This is a genomic window from Bacillus atrophaeus, assembly GCF_039519175.1.
Classification (GTDB): Bacteria; Bacillota; Bacilli; order Bacillales; family Bacillaceae; genus Bacillus; species Bacillus atrophaeus.
In genome coordinates this window covers 341053-365290 of the sequence record NZ_CP154443.1, presented here as the reverse complement: position 1 = coordinate 365290, position 24238 = coordinate 341053, and the positions used below count along the sequence as shown (strand labels likewise).

Sequence of the window (24238 nt, the reverse complement as noted above, 5' to 3'; positions counted from 1 at the left end):
GATTTACTCTTTAGCAATTGATGGGGACGAAGCAATGAATTATGATATAAATGAGTGATAAAAGAGGTGAAATCATGATTCTCATTCAAAACGCTGAGTTCGAGTTAGTCCGCAACTTCAAAGAGGGGTTCAACGAAGAAGCCTTCAAAGCCCGCTATTCCGACATCTTAAATAAATATGACTACATTGTGGGAGACTGGGGATACAGTCAGCTTCGGCTCAAAGGCTTTTTTGACGACCAGAATCAAAAGGCAACCTTTGAAACGAAAATCAGCACGTTAGACGAGTATATTTACGAATACTGCAATTTCGGCTGTGCGTATTTCGTCTTGAAACGACTACGAAAATAAAGAAGCAAAGGGGAGACTGTCATGTATTTTGTAGACAGGAACAGGATTGAAGAAACCCTCGGATTTCTTGAAAAAGAATTGGCTCTTTTTAAAAAACAAACAGACTGGCAGACGGAGATTGAAAAAAAAGCGCTTGAGCGGATCGGCCATGTCGCCATCGAATGCATTATCGACACGGGAAATTATATGATCGACGGTTTTATTATGCGGGACCCGGGCAGCTACGACGACATCATGGACATTCTTGTTGACGAAAAAGTTGTAACGGAAGAGGAAGGGACGCATTTAAAACAGTTTATTTCCTACCGTAAAAAACTGGTTCAGCAGTATCAGCTGGCGGACGCCGAAGAACTTCTCAAACTGATCCAAGCGCATCACACCGTGCTGCAAGACTTTCCGTCACGGATCAGGAGCTACTTAGAGACGGAACTCGGCCCTGTTTCTGCATTTAAATAAGCCATCAAGAAAAGCAACGGGAGTGTAGTTGATGAAAACATATAAAGGATATTTAATTGATTTAGACGGTACAATGTACAACGGAACCGAAAAAATTGAGGAAGCCTGCGAATTTGTCAGAAAGCTGAAAGAACGGGGCATTCCGTATTTGTTTGTGACAAACAACTCGTCCCGCACACCGAAACAGGTGGCGGACAAGCTGGTTTCTTTTGACATTCCGGCGACAGAGGAGCAGGTTTTCACAACAAGCATGGCGACGGCTCAGCATATCGCGCAGCAGAAGCAGAATGCGTCTGTTTATGTGATCGGCGAAGAAGGCATCCGCCAGGCGATTGAAGAAAACGGCCTGACCTTTGCTGAGGAAGACGCAGACTTTGTAGTGGTAGGGATAGACCGCGGCATTACATACGAAAAGCTGGCAACAGGCTGCCTCGCGATCAGAAACGGCGCCACTTTCATTTCTACAAACGGTGACGTGGCGATCCCGACAGAAAGAGGGCTTTTGCCGGGCAATGGCTCACTGACTTCAGTGTTAACCGTATCCACAGGCGTTCAGCCCGTATTTATCGGAAAGCCTGAATCCATTATTATGGAACAGGCCATGCGTGTCCTCGGGACAGATATCTCTGAGACATTGATGGTCGGTGATAATTACGCAACAGACATTATGGCGGGTATGAACGCAGGGATGGACACTCTTCTTGTGCATACAGGCGTGACCAAAAGAGAGCATTTGGCCGATTATCCTGATAAACCGACTCATGCCGTTGATTCCTTAACAGACTGGCTTACCCATATATAAGAAAAAAGAGGGCGGTCCATATGGACTGCCCTCATTCTGTATTTCTGGCGCGATGGGCCAGCCTGCTGGATGCGGCGGCAGCGATCGCGCCGACAATATCATCGAGGAACGTATGGCATTCACCGGTAGATTTATCATTTAAACGGCCGAGAATCCCCGGTTTTTCTTTATCAATGTAACCGTAGTTGGTGAACCCGATTGACCCGTATATATTCACAATCGAAAAGGCAAGAACCTCATCGACTCCATAAAGGCTTTCATCAATGGCCAAAATCGTTTGCAGCGGTTCAGAAAGCTTTTTTTGCTCAGCGAGAACATCCAATTCAATTCCGGTTAAAATCGCATTTTGCACTTCGCGCTTTGCAATCACACGATTTACATTATAAGTGCAGGTTTCAATTGTTAAATCAGGATGGTATTTTTCCTGAAGAAAAAACACAAGCTCGGCAATATCCGCAATTTCTACCCCGCGCTGCCTCATCCGTTCCCTTGCCGTTTTTTCCATCTGGCTTATTTGTTCCTTTTCTGACATCAGCTTCACCCAATCTTTTTTTACTAGTTTATACAAAACGCGATAGATGTGTACGTTATTTTCTTGCGCCTCCGGGAGGTTTAAAATATGTAATCATAATTCCGGCTCCGTATGACTACGATGTGAAGAAACCCAATTCAACAGGCAGGTGATCATTTTGAAGGGTGTCATCAAAGAAAAGTTCGGCATTCAAATCAGACAGCTTTCGGTGTATCAAACGTACGAATGCTTTCAGACGCCAAATTCCTTTTTTTTAATCATTCCGGTTTCGCAATTTTCCGAGGCGGAACTGACGGAGCTTTATTACATGAGTCAGTATTTACAAGAACAAAGTGACCCATACGTTTCCGTTTTTATCTTTACAAAAGATGGGGAGCTGACGTTTGAACATGAAGGTAAATCCTACGCGTTGTTAAAGGCGGTTCCGCCCGTGACGAACCGTTCTTTTTCTGTCGGAGCAGAGCTTGCGGAGTTCCACAGAAAAGGCAGAGGCTTTCCTTATGAAGTGAAGGATGCCGGAAGAATTGGCCAATGGAAGGACTTATGGGGGAAACGGATTGACCAGCTTGAAGCCTTCTGGCAGCAAAAAATTCAAATGCCTCCGCATGAGCCGTTTGATAAAAAAATGATCGAATCGTTTCCATATTATTTAGGCCTTTCGGAAAATGCCGTTCAATACTTGGTTGATACGGAACTGGATGATAAGCCTCAGGTGACCGATTCGGGAACCATTTGCCATCAGCGGATGGAACGGAATACATGGTCGCCCGAGTCATTAATCAGAATACCCGCAGATTGGGTTTTTGACCATGCGGCCCGTGATTTGGCTGAATATATGAGACATACTTTTTTATATCATAGAGAGGATTTGCTGAATCAAGGCTTTCACTTTCTGCAGGAGTACGAGCAAATCACCCCGTTGTCCTCTTTTTCCAAACGCTTGATGTACAGCAGGCTGCTTTTCCCCCTTCATTATTTCGAAACCGTAGAGGGTTACTACATTTCTTCGGAGACAGAAAAGCACTATTATGAGGAGAACCTTGACAGTATTCTTGCTGATTCGGGCCGTTATGAACAGTTTTTAAATATAGGTGAGGAATTGATGAATATGAGATCCGGGGAGGTATTTGTTCCGTCTGTCACTTGGCTCGGAAAAGGTACCGTGAAATAGAGCGGGAGCCGGGGCTGGAGGCGGAGAAAGCTCCGGCCTTTAAATGAAAAAGTTCAGTAAAAATATTTAGAAAATATAGAATCTTGTCATATCAATGTGTTAAGCGCTTACAACAGGAGAGGCTTGAAGATTGTTGTCTTGTCAAATTGAAGATGGACTTATATAATATTTGTAACTTAAATGTCTGTGTTGAGTTAACAAATGTCTTTTATAAGAGGACAGTTGAATGAAAGGTGGAGTTTTTTTGAAAGCGATTCGAGTGGGGCTTTTAGGATTAGGCACTGTAGGAAGCGGTGTTGTCAGAATTATTCAAGAACATCAGGATAAGCTGATGCATCAAGTCGGCTGCCCGGTTACGATAAAAAAAGTGCTTGTAAAAGATATAGATAAAAAAAGGGAAGCGGATTTGCCGAGGGAAGTATTGACGACGGAAGTGTATGACGTCATTGATGATCCCGATGTCGATGTCATTATTGAAGTAATCGGCGGGGTTGAGCAGACGAAGGAATACCTGCTTGACGCCCTGAAATCGAAAAAGCATGTCGTCACAGCAAATAAGGATCTAATGGCGGTCTGCGGTTCAGAACTGCTTGCCGAAGCAAAAGAAAACGGCTGTGATCTGTACTTTGAAGCAAGCGTCGCCGGCGGTATCCCGATCCTGCGTACGCTTGAAGATGGACTGGCATCTGACCGGATCACAAAAATGATGGGAATTGTAAACGGAACAACAAATTTTATTTTAACGAAGATGATTAAAGAGAAGAGTCCGTATGAAGAAGTACTGAAAGAAGCGCAAAGCCTCGGATTTGCCGAAGCTGATCCGACAGCTGACGTCGAAGGGCTTGACGCGGCGCGGAAAATGGCGATCTTGGCACGTCTCGGCTTTTCCATGAATGTCGATCTGGAGGACGTCAAAGTGAAAGGGATCTCTCAGATTACAGATGAGGACATTAACTTCAGCAAGCGTCTCGGCTACACGATGAAACTGATCGGCATTGCCCAGCGTGACGGAAGCAAAGCCGAAGTCAGCGTTCAGCCGACACTGCTCCCTGATCACCATCCGCTCGCTGCCGTCCATAATGAATATAACGCGGTTTATGTGTATGGCGAAGCGGTCGGCGAGACCATGTTTTACGGACCTGGTGCCGGAAGCATGCCGACAGCCACATCGGTTGTGTCCGACCTTGTCGCTGTCATGAAAAACATGCGCCTCGGCGTAACCGGCAACAGCTTTGTTGCTCCGCAATTTGAAAAAAATATGAAGTCGCCGTCCGATATTTACGCCCAGCAATTTTTAAGAATTCACGTCAAAGACCAGGTCGGCTCATTCTCAAAAATTACTTCTGTATTCTCTGAGCGCGGTGTCAGCTTTGAAAAAATTCTTCAGCTGCCGATTAAGGGACATGATGAACTGGCTGAAATTGTTATCGTCACCCACCATACATCAGAGTCTGATTTTAGTGATATTCTGCAAAACTTAAATGATCTGGAAGTCGTGGAAGAAGTAAAAAGCACGTATCGTGTAGAAGGGAACGGTTGGAGCTAATGTGGAAAGGACTTATCCATCAATATAAAGAACTTTTACCGGTAACTGATCAAACGCCGGCACTGACATTACATGAAGGAAACACACCGCTCATTCATCTGTCAAAGCTGTCTGAAAAACTGGGCATTGAACTTCATGTGAAAACAGAAGGCGTGAATCCGACGGGCTCCTTCAAGGACCGGGGAATGGTAATGGCAGTCGCGAAGGCGAAAGAAGAAGGCAACGACACGATTATGTGTGCGTCTACCGGAAACACGTCCGCTGCGGCAGCCGCTTACGCAGCCCGCGCCAATATGAAATGTATCGTCATTATCCCGAACGGAAAAATCGCGTTCGGAAAACTTGCCCAAGCCGTCATGTACGGAGCAGAAATCATCGCGATTGACGGCAACTTTGACGATGCGCTGAAAATTGTCCGATCTATCTGTGAAAAATCGCCGATCGCCCTTGTGAACTCAGTAAACCCTTATCGGATCGAAGGCCAAAAAACAGCCGCTTTTGAAGTGTGCGAACAGCTTGGCGGAGCGCCTGACATTTTGGCGATCCCGGTCGGAAATGCCGGAAACATTACAGCATACTGGAAGGGCTTCAAAGAATACCACGAGAAAAACGGCACGGGGCTTCCAAAAATGCGCGGTTTTGAAGCGGAAGGGGCTGCGGCCATCGTACGCAATGAAGTTATCGAAAATCCTGAAACAGTGGCGACGGCCATCCGTATCGGAAATCCTGCGAGCTGGGATAAAGCCGTGCAAGCAGCCGAGGAATCTGCCGGGAAAATTGACGAAGTCACTGATGAAGAAATCCTGCACGCGTATCAGCTGATTGCCAGCGAAGAAGGCGTGTTTGCAGAACCAGGATCTTGCGCGTCCATCGCCGGCGTGCTGAAGCAAGTCAAATCAGGAGAGATTCCGCAAGGCAGCAAAGTCGTCGCCGTCTTAACAGGAAACGGCTTAAAAGACCCGAACACTGCCGTCGATATTTCAGAGATCAAACCGGCTGCGCTGCCGACGGATGAAGACAGCATCCTTGAATACTTAAAGGGAGCGTCTCGTGTATGAATGAGGCCGACATGCTGTTTTCTGTCACCGTCCCGGGCAGTACTGCCAATTTAGGGCCTGGCTTTGATTCAGTGGGAATGGCGCTCAGCAGATATTTGAAGCTGACAGTCTATAAAAGTGCGGAATGGACTTTTGAAGCTGAAACAGAAACAGTTGCCGGAATCCCTGCTGGTACAGAAAATCTCATTTATCAAGTCGCAAAACGGACGGCTGATACGTATGGGAAAGAAATGCCTCCGGTGCACGTCAAGGTATGGAGCGACATTCCGTTAGCGCGTGGGCTCGGAAGCAGTGCGGCTGCGATTGTCGCTGCGATCGAACTCGCTGACGAGCTGTGCGGCTTACGTCTTTCAGAGGCTGACAAGCTTCATCTTGCCAGCCTTGAGGAAGGGCATCCGGACAATGCCGGGGCTTCTCTTGCCGGAGGCCTTGTGATCGGGCTGCATGAAGAGGAACATACACAAATAGTCCGTGTACAGAATGTAGACATTGATGTTGTCGTTGTCATCCCTTTTTATGAAGTGCTGACAAGAGATGCGAGGGACGTGCTTCCAAAACATTTTCCTTATCAAGACGCTGTAAAAGCAAGCGCCGTCAGCAACATTCTCATCGCGGCACTCATGTCTAAGGACTGGCCGCTTGTCGGCAAAATGATGAAAAAAGACATGTTCCACCAGCCATATCGGGCGATGCTAGTCCCTGAATTGTCTAAAGTCGAGCATGTGGCTGAGCTGAAAGGCGCTTACGGAACGGCGCTGAGCGGAGCGGGGCCGACGATCCTCGTATTTACAGAAAAAGGCAAAGGAGAGGCGCTGAGAGAGCAGCTTTCCCTTAATTTCCCGCACTGTGAGATTGCCTCACTGTCAGTTCCGAAAGAAGGCAGTGTCATAGAAAGAAACCCGTTACACCAAGTAAAAAGTGTATAGCGAAAAAAAGCGTTTCTTCAGCTTCTGGAGAAACGCTTTTTTAAAAGGATTTTTTATTTAGAAAATCGAAATATAAGCAGATAAAGGAGGAGAATGATATGAAAAAGCTGGTTCTCGCAGAGGATATCACTGCCTTAGTTTCGGTGACTGATCCGCATTATTCGCCCGACGGCAAGCGTGCGGCATTTGTCCAAACACAAGTGAATAAAGAAAAGGATTCATATACCTCACACATCATGGTGTATGACACAGAAAGCGGTCATTCCGTGCCATGGACTTATGGAGAAAAGAAAAACAGCGAGCCGAGATGGTCACCGGACGGCCGGCAGCTCGCATTTATATCCGACCGGGAAGGCGACGCCCCGCAGCTCTATATCTTGAGTACAGACGGCGGAGAAGCCAGAAAACTGACAGATATTCCTTATGGAGTATCACAGCCTGTATGGTCACCGGACGGCTGTTCCTTGCTTTTGTCAGTAAACCTCGCAGCCTCCGAGCATGTAAACGACAAAGAAAAAGCAGAGCATGATAACAATGAACCGGTTGAAATTCATTCTTTAACATATAAAAAAGACGGAAAAGGTTTGATCAAAGGGACGTATGCACAGATTATTTTGGTCAGCGCCGTCACGGGTGATATCAAGCAGCTGACCGCACACAAAGCGGACCATTTGGATCCCGTTTTCTCACCGGACGGCAAATCTATTCTGTTTACGGCTAATCTAACTGATCAAGATGATGCCAGTAAGCCTTATGATGTATACATGATGTCGCTTGACAGCAGTGATGTCACGCAAATTACTCCTCACCGCGGTTTCTTTGGCTCCTGTTCTTTTTCTCCGGACGGAAAATACATCGCTCTTCTTGGTGAAGAACATGAATATCAAAATGCCACGTTAACGAAAGCATGGCTGTATCACTTTGAGAGCGGCCGTCTCACTTGCCTGACCGACATGCTGGACGTACATTTAGACGACGCTCTCATAGGTGATTCACTGATTGGAGGCAGTCAGCAGCGTCCGGTCTGGTCTAAAGACAGCCAAGGGTTCTACGTCATCGGAACAGAGCAAGGCAGCACGGGCATTTATTATATCTCAATTGAAGGTCTCGCCTATCCGATCCGGCTTGAGAAAGAGCATATCAACAGTTTTACGCTGCATCCAGATGAACAAAGCTATATCGCCAGTATTGCAAAGCCGACGCGGCCGAGCGAGCTTTACAGCATTCCGCTTGTAGCAGGAGAAGAGAAGCGCCTGACAAATGCCAATACACGCTTTATCGAAGAGCATATCTTATCAGAACCGGAAGAGCTTCAATATGAAACAGAAGACGGAGTGACAGTGAATGGCTGGCTGCTGAAGCCCGCCCGATTTGAAGAAGATAAGAAATATCCGCTGATTCTCAATATTCACGGTGGCCCACATATGATGTACGGCAATACGTATTTTCACGAATTTCAGGTACTGGCAGCGAAGGGGTATGCTGTCGTCTATGTGAATCCAAGAGGAAGCCATGGCTATGGGCAAACCTTTGTCAATGCGGTAAGAGGAGATTATGGAGGCAAGGACTATGAAGATGTGATGCAGGCTGTGGATGAAGTGATCAGCGCTCATTCATTTGTCGATACAGAGCGGCTGGGCGTAACCGGCGGAAGCTACGGCGGCTTTATGACCAATTGGATTGTCGGCCATACAAACCGCTTTAAGGCGGCTGTGACCCAGCGTTCCATTTCAAATTGGCTCAGTTTTCACGGCGTGAGCGATATCGGTTTTTTCTTTACTGATTGGCAGCTTGGACATGATATGTTTGAGGATGCGGAGAAGCTTTGGGACCGCTCGCCATTAAAATATGCAAAACAAGTGGAAACGCCGCTGCTCATTCTGCATGGAGAGCGTGATGACCGCTGTCCTGTAGAACAGGCGGAGCAGCTGTTTACAGCACTGAAAAAAATGAACAAGGAAACAGTTTTCGTCCGTTTTCCGGGCGCGTCGCATAATTTGTCACGCAGCGGCCATCCGAAGCAGCGGATCAAGCGTCTGGGTTATATCGGCTCATGGTTTGATAAGCATCTCTAACTAAAAAAACAGGCTGACGTTACATCAGCCTGTTTTGTCTTATTAAAATACTTGTTCTACTTCAACTACACCCGGCACTTCTTCAAGAAGAGCGCGTTCAATTCCGGCTTTCAGCGTAATTGTTGAACTTGGGCAGCTTCCGCATGCGCCAAGAAGGCGAAGTTTGACAATACCTTCATCCACATCAACAAGCTCACAGTCACCGCCGTCGCGAAGTAAAAATGGACGAAGTTTGTCCAGTACTTCCTGCACCTGTTCTTTCATTTCAACCTCAGTCATGACATTCGCTCCTTTCGTCGTCATAAAACCATTATATTCACAGTAACAATAAAAATCTATTGTTTAGTTTGCAAAGTTGCTTACATTATTATAGCATATCTACACTTGAACACAAAAACCGATTTTTATACAAAAAAGCTGCCCGTCTCTGTATACTATTGGCAAGGGGAAGTTCCGAAAAGACAAGAGGGAAAAGGAGCGCTTATCATGACAAAACCGGTTATGCTCAGTGTTTACGGAGCTGAAACAATGTGTGCGAGCTGTGTCAATATGCCCGCCGCAAAAGATACATATGAATGGCTGGAGGCTGCGCTGAAAAGGAAATATCCCGGACAGCCCTTCAAGATGGCTTATATCGATATTGAAGAGCCGCCCAATGATGAACACATCAAAAACCTTGTACAGAAAATACGTGATGATGAATACTTTTATCCGCTTGTGCTCGTGGAAGATAAAATTGTCGGAGAAGGAAACCCAAGATTACAAGACATATATAAAGAAATGGAAAAGCACGGCTATACGGCAGTCAAATAAAAAAAACCGCTGAAACGAAATCAGCGGTTTTTTTCTATTATTTTAATTTCCCGGCGCGGATATCGTCTGTCATTCCCTCATACGGCGCTTTGGAAATGGTTTCTTGGTTGTCGATGCCGGCATTCTCTATAAATGTGATATCGGCAAATTCCGGCACAACGTATTTAGGATACGTTTCGTATTTCTCCCGTGATTCTTCCATTACGTCAATATAATCATTTTGATAGCAAACTGTAATCTCCGGATGCTCGTGAACCCATTTCGGGAAAAAGATGATACCATGCATTCGTTTTTCATTTGGCATAAAGTTTAAAGAAACGTCGGTTCCGGTCGGCTCAGTCCATGAAACCTTATAAACGCCTTCTGTCAGCTTCACAAGATCTACTTCCTGGTCGCGCACCCAGCGGCCGGCAACCATTCCGCTGTGAATGCGGTAATCAATTGTTTTGTCATTTTTAATATAGATTTCATATTCCCAGCCGTTTTCATACGTATAAATCATATGGCTTCCTACAAAGTCTTTTACATTTTCTCTAGGTTGATTTGTCATCTCAATCTGCTCCTTTTTTAACGATTTCATTTCAGATCACACATGAGTCAACATATTGCCGGCAATATTAAGTAAATATGAACATGTTGTTATTTACATATATAATTATAAATCTATAAATTCTCTATGTCAATTAAGAGACTTGAGGCCGGAGAGAGGGCCATTCGACATAAAAAAATACGCTGATTTAAAATCAGCGTATCTTCAAGCAGTGAAAGCCTATCCGTTATGGTGCTTATACATCCACAGCAAACCGGATTTTAACAGACGCGGGACCCTGCCGATCAGCGGACGGTCCGCCACCAGGCCGAATCCTGCTTTTTTGCCGAGTGAACCAAGCACACCTTTTAATTTGAATTGCGGTAATGATTCAGGGAGCGTTTCTCCGCTCCAGCGTTTTTGCATGATTTGAACGATTTGTTCGGCTTGTGCTTCTGCGAGCTGTGCACTTGGAGCATGAGGAAGGCTGGCGCAATCTCCGACAACATAAACATGTTCATTGTCAGGGAGGTTATGATATGGCGTTAAGACAACCCGCCCTTGGGCGTCTTTTTCCACGTCCAAATCTCGAACCACCTTATTCGGCTGTATGCCGGCTGTCCAGACAATCGTATCGGCGGATATGGCTTCATCGTGGTTATATACAATTCCGTCCTCCACTTTTGTGATGTTTGCCCGGTTGATGATGGTCACGCCATGCTCTTCAAACCATTTTTGCACATACTTGCTCAGGCGCTCCGGGAAGCTTGATAAAATAAGATCTCCGCGGTCAAACAGAATAATTTTTAAATCGTCTCTGCTTTCACGCAGCTCACTGGCAAGTTCGACGCCGCTTAATCCTGCGCCGACAATGGCGACTGCCGCTCCGGCGCTTAGATTATTCAGCCTTTGATACGTTTCACGCGACTGATCAATCGTCTGAATGCTGAATGTGTATTCCTGCGCCCCCGGTACATTATGATATTTATCCTCGCAGCCAAGTCCGATAACCGCGTCATCGTAGGAAATAGGTTCACGGTCATGAAACAGCACTTGTTTTTGCTCTAAATCGATGGATGAAATATCTCCGTATTGGACATCCAGATTCGGATGCTCAGGAAAAGACACTCTGATATGATGGTCAGAGATTGTTCCGGCAGCCAGAGCGTAGTATTCTGTTTTTAAGCAGTGATAAGGATTTCTGTCAATTAACGTGATTGAAACATCATTTGGCAGCTGATTTGGCAGCAAGCGATGAAGAACTCGCATGTTTCCGTAACCCCCGCCGATCAAGACCAATTTTTTCATGTGGATTCCCCTTTTTACCCGAAGAGTATGATAGACAAACCGAAAAAAAAACACGAACTATGTAAAATAACAACTAGAATTATATCGAATTTGATCTAAAATCACAATAATAGTTTCAAAATAACCTACGAATTAGCTAAAAAGAGATCAATAGTAGAACATTAAAACGTAATTAATATGTTACGATAATGTTTGAAGGGAAGTCTTTCCTTTGACTAATTATAACAATTTCGTTAGGATAATGTACATATGTGAGGTGAAACCGCATGAATCCAATGATTGAATTTTGCGTCAGCAATTTGGCTCACGGCTCTCAAGAGGCTCGGGCGATTTTGGAAAAAGATCCAAATTTGGACGTGCTTGAATACGGATGCTTAAGCCATTGCGGAAAATGCATGGAATCCTTATTCGCACTCGTAAATGGAGAAGTCGTCACGGGAAGCGATGCCGCTGAACTTGTCGAAAATATATATACCTTTCTTGAAGAAAATCCAATGTTTTAAAAAAAGGGCCTAAAAGCAGGGCCCTTTTTTTATTGGTTTATTTATATAGGAAAGAAGGATGGCGAATTCAACTGATTTCTAAAAAATCAGTAGACATCAAAAATAAATATTGTTATCTTAAAAAAGGTCTTTTTTAAATAAAAAGTAAGAGGTGTATTGATGAATATAGTGTGGGGGCTGCTTGGTGCAGTGGCGGTGTTTGCCATTGCGTTTTTGTTTTCAGAAAAGAAAAGCAAAATTAATGTAAGAACAGTCGTAATCGGTTTATGTATACAAGTGGCGTTCGGTTTTATTGTCTTAAAGTGGGAGCAGGGGCGGGCCGTGTTTTTATGGTTCTCAAGTCTTGTTCAGCTTCTCATTGACTATGCGAATGAGGGCATCAGCTTTATTTTCGGCCCGCTGCTTAAAGTCGGCGATAGCCCGGCGTTTGCCTTAAGTGTGCTGCCGGTTATTATTTTCTTCTCGGCGCTGATTGCCGTATTGTATCACTTGAAAATCATGCAGCTTATTTTCCGCGTGATCGGCGGAGGATTATCAAAACTGCTAGGGACAAGCAGAACGGAATCACTGGCTGCCGCTGCTAATATTTTTGTCGGCCAATCAGAATCTCCCTTGGTGATCAAACCGTTTATCGCCGGACTCACACGGTCAGAGCTGTTTACGGTTATGACAAGCGGTCTTGCCGCCGTGGCAGGCTCCACTTTGTTTGGCTACGCTCTTCTCGGTATCCCGGTTGAGTACTTGCTTGCAGCAAGCTTCATGGCTGCACCGGCCGGATTGATTATCGGCAAAATGTTTATTCCGGAAACGGAAACTCCGCAAACCGTAAAAGGCGATTTCAAAATGGACGAAGGAGAAGGCGCAGCGAATGTAATAGATGCAGCCGCAAAAGGAGCGTCTACCGGACTTCAAATCGCGCTGAATGTCGGTGCGATGCTGCTTGCTTTTGTCGCCTTAATTGCTGTAGTGAACGGAATTCTCGGCGGAATCGGCGGATGGTTCGGAATAAAGGGCCTCACATTAGAATACATTCTCGGATATGTGTTTTCTCCAATCGCGTTTGTGATTGGCGTGCCATGGCATGAAGCCTTGCAGGCGGGAAGCTATATCGGGCAGAAACTTGTGTTGAATGAGTTTGTCGCTTATTCCAACTTCGGCCCGCATATCGGCGAGTTTTCTAAGAAAACCGCTACGATTATCAGCTTTGCGCTTTGCGGCTTTGCCAACTTTTCTTCGATTGCGATTATGCTCGGTACCCTTGGCGGATTGGCGCCAAGCCGCCGTTCGGATATCGCGCGCCTCGGATTAAAGGCTGTTGTTGCGGGAACGTTAGCCAACCTTCTCAGCGCTGCAATCGCCGGCATGTTCGTATAACAAATAAAAGCTCCTTGCATATTGGCAAGGAGCTTTTATGTATGAAAAACGGGGGATAATTGTATTGTGTCCGCTTATAATAGCTTTTATACTAAGTAAAAGAGAAAAAGTTGGAGGCACCTATGAATTCATTTCGATTTACCAAAATGCACGGTCTTGGAAACAGCTACATTTATGTTAATCAATTTGAAGAACAATTGCCGGAAGAACAATTGGCGGACATTGCTGTCAAGGTGTCTTCCGTATATACAGGCATCGGTTCAGACGGAATGATCCTTATCTGCCCTTCTGACAAAGCGCCGGTGAAAATGCGCATTTTTAACAATGACGGATCAGAAGGAAAAAACTGCGGAAACGGCCTTCGCTGCGTGGCAAAATATGCGTATGAGCATAGGCTGACAGAGGGAACTTCTTTCTTGATCGAAACACTGTCAGGCCTTGTCAAAGCGGAAGTTCAGACAGTGGACGGCAAAGTGAATGTCGTAACCGTTGACATGGGTGAACCGCGCCTGACAAAGGCAGAGCTTCCGATGCTCGGCAGCGGTGAAGAGCAAGCGATCAATGAAACGATGACATTTGGCGAAGCTGAGCTAAAGGGAACAGCGGTCTCAATGGGAAATCCTCATATCGTTTTTCCGATTGAAGACATCGAACAGGCCCCGCTTACGACACTGGGACCGGTGATTGAAAAAGACCCGAGATTTCCTGAAGGCATTAATGTGGAATTTGTAGAGACCGTCAATGAAAAAGAACTGCATTTCCGCGTATGGGAACGGGGATCGGGGATTACACAGGCATGCGGAACAGGTGCATGCGCCGCGGCTGTCGCATCTGTGCTAAACGGGGTATCCAAACGTGATGATAACATTACGGTTCATTTAGCGGGCGGCGATCTGGTGATTAACTGGAAAGAAAATGGCCACGTAATGATGACAGGCCCGGCTGAGACCGTTTGTGAAGGTGTATATTTCCTCTGAAACGCCTTGTTTGAGAATTAAGCCGATCAAGTTTATAATGATAGAACAACATCCGGTATCTAAAAGGAGGTTCACAAATATGAGCAACCCGGTAACAATTACTGAAGCAGCAGCTTTGCATATAAAAGATATGATGAAAGAGCATGAAGAAGAAAATGCTTTTTTACGCGTAGGAGTAAAAGGAGGCGGCTGCAGCGGCCTTTCCTATGGAATGGGTTTTGAACATGAAAAAGGCGAGCAGGACAGCGCCTTTGAACAGCACGGCATCACCGTTCTGGTCGACAACGAAAGCATGGATATCATGAACGGCACGATTATTGATTTTAAACAATCCATGATGGGCGGGGGCTTCACCATCGACAACCCGAACGCCATTGCATCATGCGGCTGCGGCTCTTCTTTCAGAACTGCTCAAAATGCTGGTAAGCCTGAGGAGTGCTGACGAATTATATCAATTTAAATGAAATGCCTTCTCGATAGTTAATTGAGGAGGCTTTTTGCTGTTTTAAATATGATAATGCCTCAATATGAAACTTAAACCGCTCTTTTCATAGAGCGGTTTATCCATTCATTAGTACTTATCCCCATTAAAAATCGAATTCTTCACAACAACATAATCCACGTTGCGGATTGCATCCAGTTTGTTCCCGCCAGCATATGAAATAGAGGACTGAAGATCCTGTTCCATTTCGATCAGCGTATCCTTTAAAGAACCTTTGTGTTCCACATGCATTTTCTTGCCTTCTACATTTTTCTTTTCACCTTTTTGAAATTCAGAAGCTGATCCAAAGTATTCTTTGTAGAGCTTTCCGTCTTTTTCAATGGTTTCTCCCGGGGATTCTTCGTGTCCGGCAAATAGTGATCCGATCATGACCATAGACGCGCCGAATCTGATTGATTTTGCGATGTCTCCATGGGTGCGGATGCCTCCGTCGGCAATAATCGGTTTGCTTGCGGCTTTTGCACACCAGCGCAGCGCCGCTAATTGCCAGCCGCCCGTTCCGAATCCGGTTTTGATCTTCGTAATACATACCTTACCGGGTCCGATGCCGACTTTTGTTGCATCCGCTCCGGCATTCTCTAATTCTCTGACAGCTTCCGGCGTTCCGACATTTCCCGCAATCACAAAGCTGTTCGGCAAATGTTTCTTAATATGCTGGATCATCTCGATGACTGCTTTTGAATGTCCGTGCGCGATGTCGATTGTCATGTATTCAGGTGTAAGATTTTCCTCAGCTAACTGTTGGACAAATTGATACTCCTCATCCTTGACTCCCACACTAATGGAAGAAAATAATCCGCGTGAGTTCATGTCTTTTATAAAATCTAAACGTTTTTCAGGTTCAAAACGGTGCATTACATAAAAGTAACCATTTTCAGCTAATGAAATAGCGAGGTTTTCATCTATTATCGTCTGCATATTGGCAGGCACCACAGGCAATTTGAATGTACGTCCGCCCAGACGTACGGATGTATCACATTCAGATCGGCTATTCACGATGCATTTTGCAGGAATTAATTGAATATCTTCGTAATCAAACACGTTTTCCATAGTATCAGCTCCTAAAAACGAATATTATTCAAATTTTTATATTAAATGTTCGCCTTATATAATGTACTCTGTTTTATTTAGGTTGTCAAATTTTTAACATGGGTATCGCAGCTGCTTCGGATGACAATGCTTGTCATACACGATGAGTTTGGGTATCATAGTCTTAATGAATTGTCTGGGCTTGATAGGACAAGGGCATAAAACGAATCATGAGGAACGCTAAACATATAATTTCAAAAAAAGCTTGGTCTTTAGCACCAAGCTTTCTTTATGAAAAGGAGAGTACGGAATGAATCAACATGATCAAGAAAAAACATCTAAGTCGCAAAAGATTCAAGACCGAATTATATTAGGGGCAATATGGGTTGTGTCGGCACTCGTTATTGCGCTGGTTGTCGGGACTGCGATGAACTACATCACCATATTTAAATAAAAAAGGAGATGTGTCAGCGACACATCTCCTTTTTTTATTTTTTATTTTCAAAAAGACTTGTTGAGTGTAAAGGCTGGACGCGCGCTTTCGGGTCCATGTAAGCCTTCGCGTTATTTACTGCTGTCGGCGCTTCTCCAAATCCGCTTGCGATCAGTTTGACCTTACCTTCGTAGGTGCAGATATCACCGGCAGCGAAGAAACCTTCAATGTTGGTTTCCATTGTGGATTTGACGACAATGGAGTTTTTCTCGATATCAAGTCCCCAGTTTTTAATGGGGCCGAGCGATGACACGAAGCCGTAGTTGACGATCAAATCATCAATATCAACGATCTCTTTCCGGTCACCCTTTACTTCTTCAAGCACAAGCTGTTCAATGCGGTCTTCGCCGACAAGCTCTGAAGGAACAAACGGCGTCAGTACATTGACCTTTGAATTGTGAAGGTTTTCTACACTGTGCTCATGCGCGCGGAATTTATCGCGGCGGTGAACAATGCTGACTTCTTTTGCGATTGGCTCAAGCATAAGCGCCCAGTCCACCGCGGAATCGCCTCCGCCCAGAATTGCCACGCGTCTTCCGGCAAACTGATTGAGATCATCAATAAAGTAGTGGAGGTTCTTGCCTTCATACTGTGCTGCTGATTCAAGCTCAAGTTTTCTCGGCTGGAACGCGCCGTTTCCTGCTGTGATAATGACTGTTTTGGAATAATGGGTTTCTTTGTCCGTCACAAGTTTAAAAACACCGTCCGCTTGTTTTTCAACAGATTCAACGGCTTGTTCCAAACAGATGGTCTGATCAAATTTATCCATTTGTTCTTTTAAATTGTTCACAAGTTCTTGAGCGCGAATTTTAGGAAATCCGGCTACATCATATATATATTTCTCAGGGTATAAAGCGCTGAGCTGTCCGCCGAGCTGAGGAAGACTTTCAATTATTTTAACGCTGGCCTGTCTCATGCCGCCATAAAAAGCGGTAAATAGGCCAACCGGTCCTCCGCCGATAATGGTGATATCATAAACCTTTGAATCCTCTTGCATACAAATAAAGCCTCCTAATTGAAAATTGTTATTAATTATACCATATTTACTTTGATTTATGATGTGTCCTGCCTAAGAAAGTTTTGATGAAAAATAGGGATATTCAAGGCTTCATCAGGAAACAGACACTGTTTTGGCTGAGCACTTTTGATCTTGATAAAAAGGACGTAAGCCGCTAATATAGTGGGGAGAACTCAAATGTTAATTTTTTCTGAATTTTTGGGAGGGCGGCCAGTAATCATCATTGCATTGCGATAAAGTGCAGGCTTTCACAAAAAATTTCAATACATTTCATAAAAACCCGCCAAAAAGCTGAAGCTAACACAAATGAATATTTTATTATGCGTCTTAACAGCAAAATAAAAAGAAGGTGGATGTGATGGCATTGAATAAACCCAAAATCGTAATTTTAGGTGCAGGTTATGGCGGATTAATGACGGTCACAAGGCTGACAAAGCAAGTCGGCCCGAACGATGCTGACATTACGCTTGTGAACAAGCACAATTATCACTATGAAACAACATGGATGCATGAAGCGAGCGCAGGAACGCTTCACCATGACCGCTGCCGTTATCAAATAAAGGATGTTATTAACCAGTCTCGTGTGAACTTTGTTCAGGATACAGTAAAAGCGATTCATATAGAAGAACGAAAGGTTGTGCTTGCAGGCGGAGAGCTTCCGTATGATTATCTGGTAATCGGTCTCGGCGCTGTGCCTGAAACATTCGGCATTAAAGGCTTGAAAGAGTACGCGTTTCCGATTGCGAATATCAATACGTCCCGCCAGTTGAGAGAGCACATTGAACTGCAGTTTGCGACGTACAATACGGAAGCGGAAAAACGCCCCGACCGTTTAACAATCGTCGTCGGCGGCGCCGGGTTTACCGGAATTGAATTTCTTGGCGAACTGGCCAACCGCGTGCCGGAGCTTTGCAAGGAATATGATATTGACCGCAGTCTTGTGCGGATTGTCTGCGTGGAAGCGGCTCCGACTGTGCTGCCTGGATTTGATCCCGAGCTTGTTGACTATGCGGTTCATTACCTCGAAGGGAAGGGCATCGAATTTAAAATCGGCACAGCCGTTCAAGAATGTACGCCCAACGGGGTGACGGTCGGCAAAAAAGACGAAGAGCCGGAGCAAATCAAGTCACAGACGGTTGTCTGGGCAGCCGGTGTCCGCGGGCATCCTATCGTTGAGGAAGCCGGCTTTGAAAATATGCGCGGCCGTGTAAAAGTGAACACCGACCTTCGTGCGCCGGGGCATGATAACGTTTTTATTCTCGGTGACAGCTCGCTTTTTATCAACGAAGAAACAGACCGCCCGTATCCGCCTACAGCGCAAATTGCCATGCAGCAAGGAGAAACTGTTGCGAAAAACATTGGCAGGCTGATCAAAGGCGGAGGCCAGCTTGAAGAATTCAAGCCGGACATCAAAGGAACCGTGGCCTCGCTTGGTGAGCATGATGCGGTCGGTGTGGTATACGGCAGAAAGCTCAAAGGAACACCGGCCTCCATTATGAAAAAGGTCATCGACAACCGTTCGCTGTTTATGGTTGGCGGAATCGGACTCACACTGAAAAAAGGCAAATTCAAATTCTTCTAAGGAAATCCGCAGCCGCGGATTTTCTTCTTTTTTGAAAAACTGCAATACAAAAAGAGAACGAGAGTAAACAGAGGTTGTTTCCGCTTACATCAAATATCCGGTTATAAAATCTGACTTTATCATTGACACACAGATATGTTATATTATCAGAAAATTAAGAAAAAGGAGGAATCTTTCATGAATACTGTCACACAGAGTGCCTCGAAAACATGTTCACTTTGTTCAGGAAAAGGGTATATTCAGTTGCTTCTCGGCGGGTCAGAAACATGTCCTTCTTGCGGGGGAACCGGCAAAGCGGATCGAACATTTTCCAGACGTTGACTTTTTTGCCGCCCCCGCGGTACACTTAAAGTGGCCGCAGGGGGTGGAATATTTTGATTAGTTTGCCTGTCGTAATTATTTCAGTTGTCCTATTTTTTGTGCTGTTTTTCGGTATTGGTTTTCTATTGAACATGCTGTTAAGAATGTCTTGGATCATGGCTGTTGTCTATCCAATTGTATGCCTTTTCATTATTAGTAAGGATAAGCTTATCAGTTATTTTCACGCGCCGGGAGAATCGTTTTCCAGCCTGTTTCAGCGTGTGATCTCACTGGCAGCAGCCGATGTGCTGATATTGGCAAGCGGTCTGGCCGGCGCTATCGTTTCAGGCGTTGCCATTAATGCGCTTAGAAAAAGAGGATATCAAATGTTTTAAATGCCGCTTTCTTTAATAGAAAGCTTTTTTTGTGCATCCGGAAAGACACATCTGCTTGAATAATGCTCTCTGAGTTGGGAACACTGACTGAAGGAGAGAGGTGGATGATGTTGAAAATAATCAGACGTTTGCTGATGTCCATTTTGTTTATACTTGCCTTTGGCACAACGTATTTAGCTGTTTCAGGAGTAGAGGCGAAGGACCTGTCAAACTGGGTCAATGAAAACCATGAAAAGTCTCTGAAGCAGCTTGGTCTGACATTGAAATCGATCCAGCAGAAAAAAGCCGAATCTATGTCCGGACCAGTTAAGCCCAGCAAATCATTGGAGGAGGCTTTTGACTGGAAGCAGTATCCCGCGCATAAAGTAACGGCAACCGGTTATACAGCCGGACCGGAGTCAACCGGAAAACATCCTGATGATCCTCAATACGGTCTTACATACTCAGGCGTAAAGGTGAAAAGAGATTTATATTCCACCGTTGCCGCAGACCCGTCCGTTTTTCCGATCGGGACGATTTTGTTCATCCCGGATTACGGATATGGCGTAGTCGCGGACACAGGCTCAGCTATTAAAGGAAGCCGCCTGGATCTTTATTATGAAACGGTTAAGGATGTCTATAGCAATTGGGGCAAAAAAACCCTTGATGTATATGTGATTAAAAAAGGAAACGGTTCAGTGACGGAAGCCGAACTTCTGAAATTAAACGAGAATAAATCCATGCAGGTATTCAGGAATCAGTATAAAACGGTGAAGGAATAACGTTTGCGTGCTTGGTGCTCAGCGTGAGCGCTGAGGCGCAGAAAGAATGAAAAAAAGCCCAAAACTGTCAACAGTTTTGGGCTTTATTATCGCTTCTGTAACGGAATTACATGAAAAAGTAATTTAAAATCAGGGTCAGCAAAATGCCGGTTAACCCGCCGAAAAAGACCTCAATCGGCTGATGGCCGAGCAGCTCTTTCAGCTTTTTCTGCTTTTCTTTTTCCTCCGCTTTCTGAAAATCTTTCGCTTCACTGACAAACCGGTTAAAATCAATGACAAGTTTATTGATGACTGTCGCTTGTTCTCCGGCATGCCGTCTGACGCCTGTGGCATCAAACATGGTAATGACAGCGAAAATTGCCGAGACCGCAAATAAGGAAGAGCCCAATCCGTGTTCCAGAGCCACGCCTGTGGACAGTGCCGTCACTGCGGCGGAGTGGGAGCTCGGCATGCCGCCGGTGCTTGTTACCAGTGACCAGTCGAGCCTTCTTGATACGATAAATTGTATAGGCACTTTAACGACTTGGGCAAATACAATAGCGGCCAGACTTGATAATAAAGGAAAATTCATAAAGAGTTCCATATGTGAACATCCTTTCTTTAAGAAAATCAGTTATGTTTTCATAATAAAAAGCAGCTCTGCTTCATTGTTTGTTAAAATAAGTGTATGGGAAAGAATGTTTTTCCTATTATACCATTGTTGCTGACAAATACCCATTACGTTGACAAGGAGTGTGTGCTCATGTTTTACGCAGTCAATCAATTGGAAAATAAAGAAACGCTTTTGGTCGGGCTTTTTCAAAAAAGCCAGCTGACTGAAAACGTAAAGGAAATTGATGAAAAGCTGGATGGCCAGCTGACGCAGCTTCTGAAAGACGGCGATGTTTCTGTGAAACGGAATCAAGTATCAAAAGTATTCCCGCCCCTCGCCTCAGGTATGAAACGCATTTATTTTATTGGTTTGGGAAGAGAGGCAGATTATACATTTGAGGATGCAAAGGAATGTTTTGCACGCGCTTTTCAAACCATCCATAAAGATCGGAAAGAAGAGGTTTCTGTTTTGCTTGATACCTTTATTTCCGATAAAGTGCCGACAGCCGATGCCGCTCATGCCTTAGCGGAAAGCTGCCTGCTTGCTACATACGAAGTGCAGGATTATAAACATAAATCAAACGAGCCGGAAAAACAGATGAAGTCGGTCTATGCCTTGACAGAGGGAGATTCTCAAGAGGTTCAGGCGGGTCTTCGGGTCGGCCGCGCTTTCGGCCAGGCGGCCAACTCTGCAAGAATGCTTGTCAATATGCCCGGCAATATGCTGACTGCAACTGATTTGGCTTCTTATGCGGTTGAGCTTGCCGCTAAGTACGATTTTGAATGCGAAATTTTGGAAAAAGACGATATGGAAGAACTCGGCATGGGAGGCATACTTGCCGTGAACCAAGGCTCGGCGGAACCCCCGAAAATGATTGTGCTGAAATATCAGGCAAAAGAAGCCTGGGAAGATGTCATCGGATTTGTCGGTAAAGGGATTACGTTTGATACCGGAGGATATTCGATTAAAACAAAAGACGGCATCGTCGGCATGAAATCAGATATGGGAGGAGCAGCCGCGGTGCTCGGCGCAATGGAGGCTATTGGAGAACTCCGGCCTGAACAAAATGTGCTGGCTGTGATCCCATCGACGGATAATATGATATCAGGCGCGGCGATGAAGCCTGATGACGTTATTGTATCCTTAAGCGGAAAAACCATTGAAATTTTAAATACAGATGCGGAAGGAAGACTTGTGCTGGCGGATGGCATCACATACGCCAAGCAGCATGGCGCGTCTGTATTGGTGGATGCAGCAACGCTGACAGGCGGTGTCGTCGTTGCATTAGGAACGGAAACAACGGGCGCCATGACAAATGATCAAGCGTTTTATCAGCAAGTGGCTGAGGCTGCGGAAGAGTGCGGTGAGGCGATCTGGCAGCTTCCGATCACTGAAAAGGATAAAAAACGTGTGAAAAACAGCCAAATGGCGGACTTGAACAATTCACCGGGAAGAGAAGGCCATGCGATCATGGCAGGAACGTTTATCGGAGAATTTGCTGAACATACGCCTTGGGTTCACCTTGATATAGCGGGCACCGCAACGTCGAAAAAAGCAACATGCTTTGGACCGGCGGGCGCCACAGGTGTGATGGCTAGAACACTCGCGACATTGGCAGAGCGCTTCACACCAGAAAAAACAAAAGCATAACCCCTTCTCCCCCCACTGAGAAACTGCAGCGGGGGATTTTTATTTTCTGCTTAAATCTTTAGTTGACTAAAGTGTTTGTCATATGATAAGATACGTTCATCACTTTACTTATCTACTACATTAGCAAACTAAAGGATTTTTGGAGGGGTAGTATGAATGCAGTCGTTATCGCAGTGCTGCTTATGCTGGTATTAAGCTTGCTGCGTGTCAATATAGTTATTGCTTTAATGATAGGCGCCTTAGCCGGCGGTTTAACAGGAGGCCTTGGTCTTGGGGAGACCGTTAAAGCCTTCACAGAGGGGCTTGGGGGCAATGCCACCGTTGCCGTCAGTTATGCGCTGCTTGGCGCTTTTGCGGCGGCCTTAACAAAAACGGGCTTGCCGGATGCAATGGTTGAAGCATCTGTGAAATTAATCGGGAAAAAGGAAGATACACGGAAAAAGGCGCTGTCCAAGGTACTGATCGTCTTCATTATTTTAATCGTATCGTGTTTTTCGCAAAACGTGGTTCCCGTTCATATCGCGTTTATTCCGGTGCTGATTCCGCCGCTGTTAAAAATCTTTAATGAACTTGAAATGGACCGCAGGCTGATTGCTTGTGTGATTACCTTTGGACTCACAGCGCCGTATATTGCACTGCCTGTTGGTTTCGGACAGATTTTCCAAGGTATGCTAAGAGATAACATGGCGGATGCCGGGTTGAAAGTTTCTCTCGGAGACATCCCATACGCGATGATCATTCCGACTGCGGGAATGGTTGTCGGATTGATTTTAGCTGTGCTCGTGTACCGTAAACCAAAAGTATATGAAACGAAAGACGTTTCGGGAATGAAAGCATCTCCCTATACGAAAAAAAGCCTCGCCATAGCCGTTTTGGCCATCGTTGTGTCACTTGGCGTCCAGCTTTACTTATCGCAAGTATTAGGAGTAGAAGGAATGATCATGGGGGCGCTTGCCGGTCTCATTATCCTGTTTGTCACCGGTGTAATGAAGCGTGAGGAAGCTGATTCTTTAATTACAGATGGTATGGTCATGATGGCCTTTATCGGGTTTGTCATGCTGGTTGCGGCTGGATTCTCGAATGTCTTGACAAAAACGGGCGATGTCGGTGCGCTTGTGAAATCAGCAGCCGGCATTATCGGACATAACCAGTCATTGGGCGCTTTTCTCATGTTGACTGTCGGTATTTTAATCACGATGGGGATCGGATCATCTTTTGCCACGATCCCGGTCATTACCACGATCTTTGTTCCGCTGTGCCTTCAGCTTGGGTTCAGCCCGATGGCGACGATTGCGGTCATCGGTGCTGCAGCCGCGCTTGGAGACGCCGGTTCTCCTGCAAGCGACAGTACGCTCGGCCCGACCTCAGGGCTTAGTGCAGACGGACAGCATCACCATATTTGGGATACTTGTGTGCCGACATTTATCTTTTATAACATTCCGCTTGTTTTATTTGGATGGATTGCGGCGCTTGTGCTGTAAACAAAAAGGCTCTCC

At 45.4% G+C, this 24238-nt stretch carries 27 protein-coding genes; 20 read left to right on the top strand and 7 right to left on the bottom strand.

What is annotated here, in order from left to right:
- Nucleotides 1-74 precede the first annotated feature (74 nt).
- From AAHT65_RS01960 to AAHT65_RS01950, 3 genes are read left to right on the top strand one after another with little or no spacing between them, the layout of a single operon-like run.
- A complete protein-coding gene (locus AAHT65_RS01960; protein ID WP_003327089.1) occupies nucleotides 75-350 on the top strand; it encodes a YutD family protein in 276 nt (91 codons plus the stop codon).
- Nucleotides 351-371: 21 nt separating this feature from the next.
- On the top strand, nucleotides 372-806 hold the full coding sequence (locus AAHT65_RS01955) for a DUF86 domain-containing protein (RefSeq protein WP_061669333.1): 435 nt from the start codon (nucleotides 372-374) through the stop codon (nucleotides 804-806).
- Nucleotides 807-837: 31 nt separating this feature from the next.
- Nucleotides 838-1608: a TIGR01457 family HAD-type hydrolase gene (locus AAHT65_RS01950; RefSeq protein WP_010789830.1), complete on the top strand. Its 771-nt coding sequence runs from the start codon at nucleotides 838-840 to the stop codon at nucleotides 1606-1608.
- Between the two features lie 31 nt (nucleotides 1609-1639).
- On the opposite strand, the gene AAHT65_RS01945 is transcribed toward AAHT65_RS01950, so the two are convergent.
- Nucleotides 1640-2140, bottom strand: a complete 501-nt coding sequence (locus tag AAHT65_RS01945; protein ID WP_003327092.1) for a phosphatidylglycerophosphatase A family protein — start codon at nucleotides 2138-2140, stop codon at nucleotides 1640-1642.
- A gap of 154 nt (nucleotides 2141-2294) precedes the next feature.
- On the opposite strand from AAHT65_RS01945, the gene yutH reads away from it, so the two are divergent.
- The 5 genes from yutH to AAHT65_RS01920 all read left to right on the top strand — a co-directional run bounded on the left by yutH (nucleotide 2295) and on the right by AAHT65_RS01920 (nucleotide 8916).
- On the top strand, nucleotides 2295-3311 hold the full coding sequence (yutH, locus tag AAHT65_RS01940) for a spore coat putative kinase YutH (protein ID WP_199680103.1): 1017 nt from the start codon (nucleotides 2295-2297) through the stop codon (nucleotides 3309-3311).
- A gap of 244 nt (nucleotides 3312-3555) precedes the next feature.
- Entirely contained in the window at nucleotides 3556-4857 is a 1302-nt protein-coding gene (locus AAHT65_RS01935; RefSeq protein ID WP_003327094.1) for a homoserine dehydrogenase, read from the top strand.
- Nucleotides 4857-5915 carry a threonine synthase gene (thrC, locus tag AAHT65_RS01930; RefSeq protein ID WP_003327095.1) on the top strand — a complete coding sequence of 353 codons (1059 nt, stop codon included), beginning with the start codon at nucleotides 4857-4859 and terminating at the stop codon, nucleotides 5913-5915. The genes AAHT65_RS01935 and thrC overlap by 1 nt, the downstream gene beginning before the upstream one ends.
- Entirely contained in the window at nucleotides 5912-6841 is a 930-nt protein-coding gene (thrB, locus tag AAHT65_RS01925) for a homoserine kinase (protein ID WP_216412424.1), read from the top strand. Before thrC ends, thrB begins: the two co-directional genes overlap by 4 nt.
- Nucleotides 6842-6939: 98 nt before the next feature.
- Nucleotides 6940-8916: a S9 family peptidase gene (locus AAHT65_RS01920; RefSeq protein WP_343310896.1), complete on the top strand. Its 1977-nt coding sequence runs from the start codon at nucleotides 6940-6942 to the stop codon at nucleotides 8914-8916.
- A gap of 42 nt (nucleotides 8917-8958) precedes the next feature.
- Here AAHT65_RS01920 and AAHT65_RS01915 read toward each other — a convergent pair whose 3' ends face one another.
- The gene (locus AAHT65_RS01915) at nucleotides 8959-9255 is read right to left on the bottom strand and encodes a NifU family protein (protein WP_223251887.1); all 297 of its coding nucleotides are present in this window, start codon (nucleotides 9253-9255) and stop codon (nucleotides 8959-8961) included.
- Nucleotides 9256-9402: 147 nt separating this feature from the next.
- Here AAHT65_RS01915 and AAHT65_RS01910 point away from each other — a divergent pair, with 147 nt between their 5' ends.
- On the top strand, nucleotides 9403-9729 hold the full coding sequence (locus AAHT65_RS01910; RefSeq protein ID WP_343310895.1) for a YuzD family protein: 327 nt from the start codon (nucleotides 9403-9405) through the stop codon (nucleotides 9727-9729).
- Nucleotides 9730-9766: 37 nt separating this feature from the next.
- On the opposite strand, the gene AAHT65_RS01905 is transcribed toward AAHT65_RS01910, so the two are convergent.
- Together AAHT65_RS01905 and AAHT65_RS01900 are read right to left on the bottom strand one after the other, a co-directional pair.
- Entirely contained in the window at nucleotides 9767-10279 is a 513-nt protein-coding gene (locus tag AAHT65_RS01905) for a phenolic acid decarboxylase (protein WP_343310894.1), read from the bottom strand.
- A gap of 219 nt (nucleotides 10280-10498) precedes the next feature.
- Complete coding sequence (locus AAHT65_RS01900; protein ID WP_088117901.1) at nucleotides 10499-11566, bottom strand: NAD(P)/FAD-dependent oxidoreductase; 1068 nt, start codon at nucleotides 11564-11566, stop codon at nucleotides 10499-10501.
- A gap of 266 nt (nucleotides 11567-11832) precedes the next feature.
- On the opposite strand from AAHT65_RS01900, the gene AAHT65_RS01895 reads away from it, so the two are divergent.
- The 4 genes from AAHT65_RS01895 to AAHT65_RS01880 all read left to right on the top strand — a co-directional run bounded on the left by AAHT65_RS01895 (nucleotide 11833) and on the right by AAHT65_RS01880 (nucleotide 14862).
- Nucleotides 11833-12069, top strand: a complete 237-nt coding sequence (locus AAHT65_RS01895; RefSeq protein WP_003327102.1) for a YuzB family protein — start codon at nucleotides 11833-11835, stop codon at nucleotides 12067-12069.
- Nucleotides 12070-12228: 159 nt separating this feature from the next.
- Nucleotides 12229-13443 (top strand): NupC/NupG family nucleoside CNT transporter, encoded by a 1215-nt coding sequence (locus AAHT65_RS01890; protein WP_010789823.1) that lies wholly within the window; start codon nucleotides 12229-12231, stop codon nucleotides 13441-13443.
- Between the two features lie 122 nt (nucleotides 13444-13565).
- Nucleotides 13566-14420 (top strand): diaminopimelate epimerase, encoded by an 855-nt coding sequence (gene dapF, locus AAHT65_RS01885; RefSeq protein WP_343310892.1) that lies wholly within the window; start codon nucleotides 13566-13568, stop codon nucleotides 14418-14420.
- Nucleotides 14421-14499: 79 nt separating this feature from the next.
- Nucleotides 14500-14862, top strand: coding sequence for a HesB/IscA family protein (locus AAHT65_RS01880; protein ID WP_003327108.1), 363 nt, complete (start codon nucleotides 14500-14502; stop codon nucleotides 14860-14862).
- 129 nt (nucleotides 14863-14991) lie between these two features.
- On the opposite strand, the gene guaC is transcribed toward AAHT65_RS01880, so the two are convergent.
- The gene (guaC, locus tag AAHT65_RS01875; RefSeq protein WP_088117895.1) at nucleotides 14992-15972 is read right to left on the bottom strand and encodes a GMP reductase; all 981 of its coding nucleotides are present in this window, start codon (nucleotides 15970-15972) and stop codon (nucleotides 14992-14994) included.
- A gap of 289 nt (nucleotides 15973-16261) precedes the next feature.
- On the opposite strand from guaC, the gene AAHT65_RS01870 reads away from it, so the two are divergent.
- On the top strand, nucleotides 16262-16405 hold the full coding sequence (locus tag AAHT65_RS01870; protein WP_010789820.1) for a hypothetical protein: 144 nt from the start codon (nucleotides 16262-16264) through the stop codon (nucleotides 16403-16405).
- A 34-nt stretch (nucleotides 16406-16439) separates the two neighbouring features.
- Here AAHT65_RS01870 and yumC read toward each other — a convergent pair whose 3' ends face one another.
- Nucleotides 16440-17441, bottom strand: coding sequence for a ferredoxin--NADP reductase 2 (gene yumC / locus AAHT65_RS01865; RefSeq protein WP_343310891.1), 1002 nt, complete (start codon nucleotides 17439-17441; stop codon nucleotides 16440-16442).
- A gap of 379 nt (nucleotides 17442-17820) precedes the next feature.
- On the opposite strand from yumC, the gene AAHT65_RS01860 reads away from it, so the two are divergent.
- The 4 genes from AAHT65_RS01860 (at nucleotide 17821) to AAHT65_RS01845 (ending at nucleotide 20500) form a co-directional block, all read left to right on the top strand.
- Nucleotides 17821-19044, top strand: coding sequence for an NAD(P)/FAD-dependent oxidoreductase (locus AAHT65_RS01860; protein ID WP_010789818.1), 1224 nt, complete (start codon nucleotides 17821-17823; stop codon nucleotides 19042-19044).
- Nucleotides 19045-19221: 177 nt separating this feature from the next.
- On the top strand, nucleotides 19222-19365 hold the full coding sequence (locus AAHT65_RS01855) for a YuiA family protein (RefSeq protein WP_199679695.1): 144 nt from the start codon (nucleotides 19222-19224) through the stop codon (nucleotides 19363-19365).
- Between the two features lie 53 nt (nucleotides 19366-19418).
- Nucleotides 19419-19739 (top strand): YuiB family protein, encoded by a 321-nt coding sequence (locus AAHT65_RS01850; protein ID WP_003327113.1) that lies wholly within the window; start codon nucleotides 19419-19421, stop codon nucleotides 19737-19739.
- Between the two features lie 104 nt (nucleotides 19740-19843).
- Nucleotides 19844-20500: a 3D domain-containing protein gene (locus tag AAHT65_RS01845; RefSeq protein ID WP_094232720.1), complete on the top strand. Its 657-nt coding sequence runs from the start codon at nucleotides 19844-19846 to the stop codon at nucleotides 20498-20500.
- A gap of 106 nt (nucleotides 20501-20606) precedes the next feature.
- Here AAHT65_RS01845 and AAHT65_RS01840 read toward each other — a convergent pair whose 3' ends face one another.
- Nucleotides 20607-21083: a divergent PAP2 family protein gene (locus tag AAHT65_RS01840; RefSeq protein ID WP_003327115.1), complete on the bottom strand. Its 477-nt coding sequence runs from the start codon at nucleotides 21081-21083 to the stop codon at nucleotides 20607-20609.
- Nucleotides 21084-21242: 159 nt separating this feature from the next.
- Between AAHT65_RS01840 and AAHT65_RS01835 the strand changes: the two genes are divergently transcribed.
- Together AAHT65_RS01835 and AAHT65_RS01830 are read left to right on the top strand one after the other, a co-directional pair.
- Entirely contained in the window at nucleotides 21243-22742 is a 1500-nt protein-coding gene (locus AAHT65_RS01835) for a leucyl aminopeptidase (RefSeq protein ID WP_199679693.1), read from the top strand.
- Nucleotides 22743-22894: 152 nt separating this feature from the next.
- Complete coding sequence (locus AAHT65_RS01830) at nucleotides 22895-24223, top strand: Na+/H+ antiporter family protein (protein WP_343310889.1); 1329 nt, start codon at nucleotides 22895-22897, stop codon at nucleotides 24221-24223.
- The last annotated feature ends 15 nt before the right edge of the window (nucleotides 24224-24238 follow it).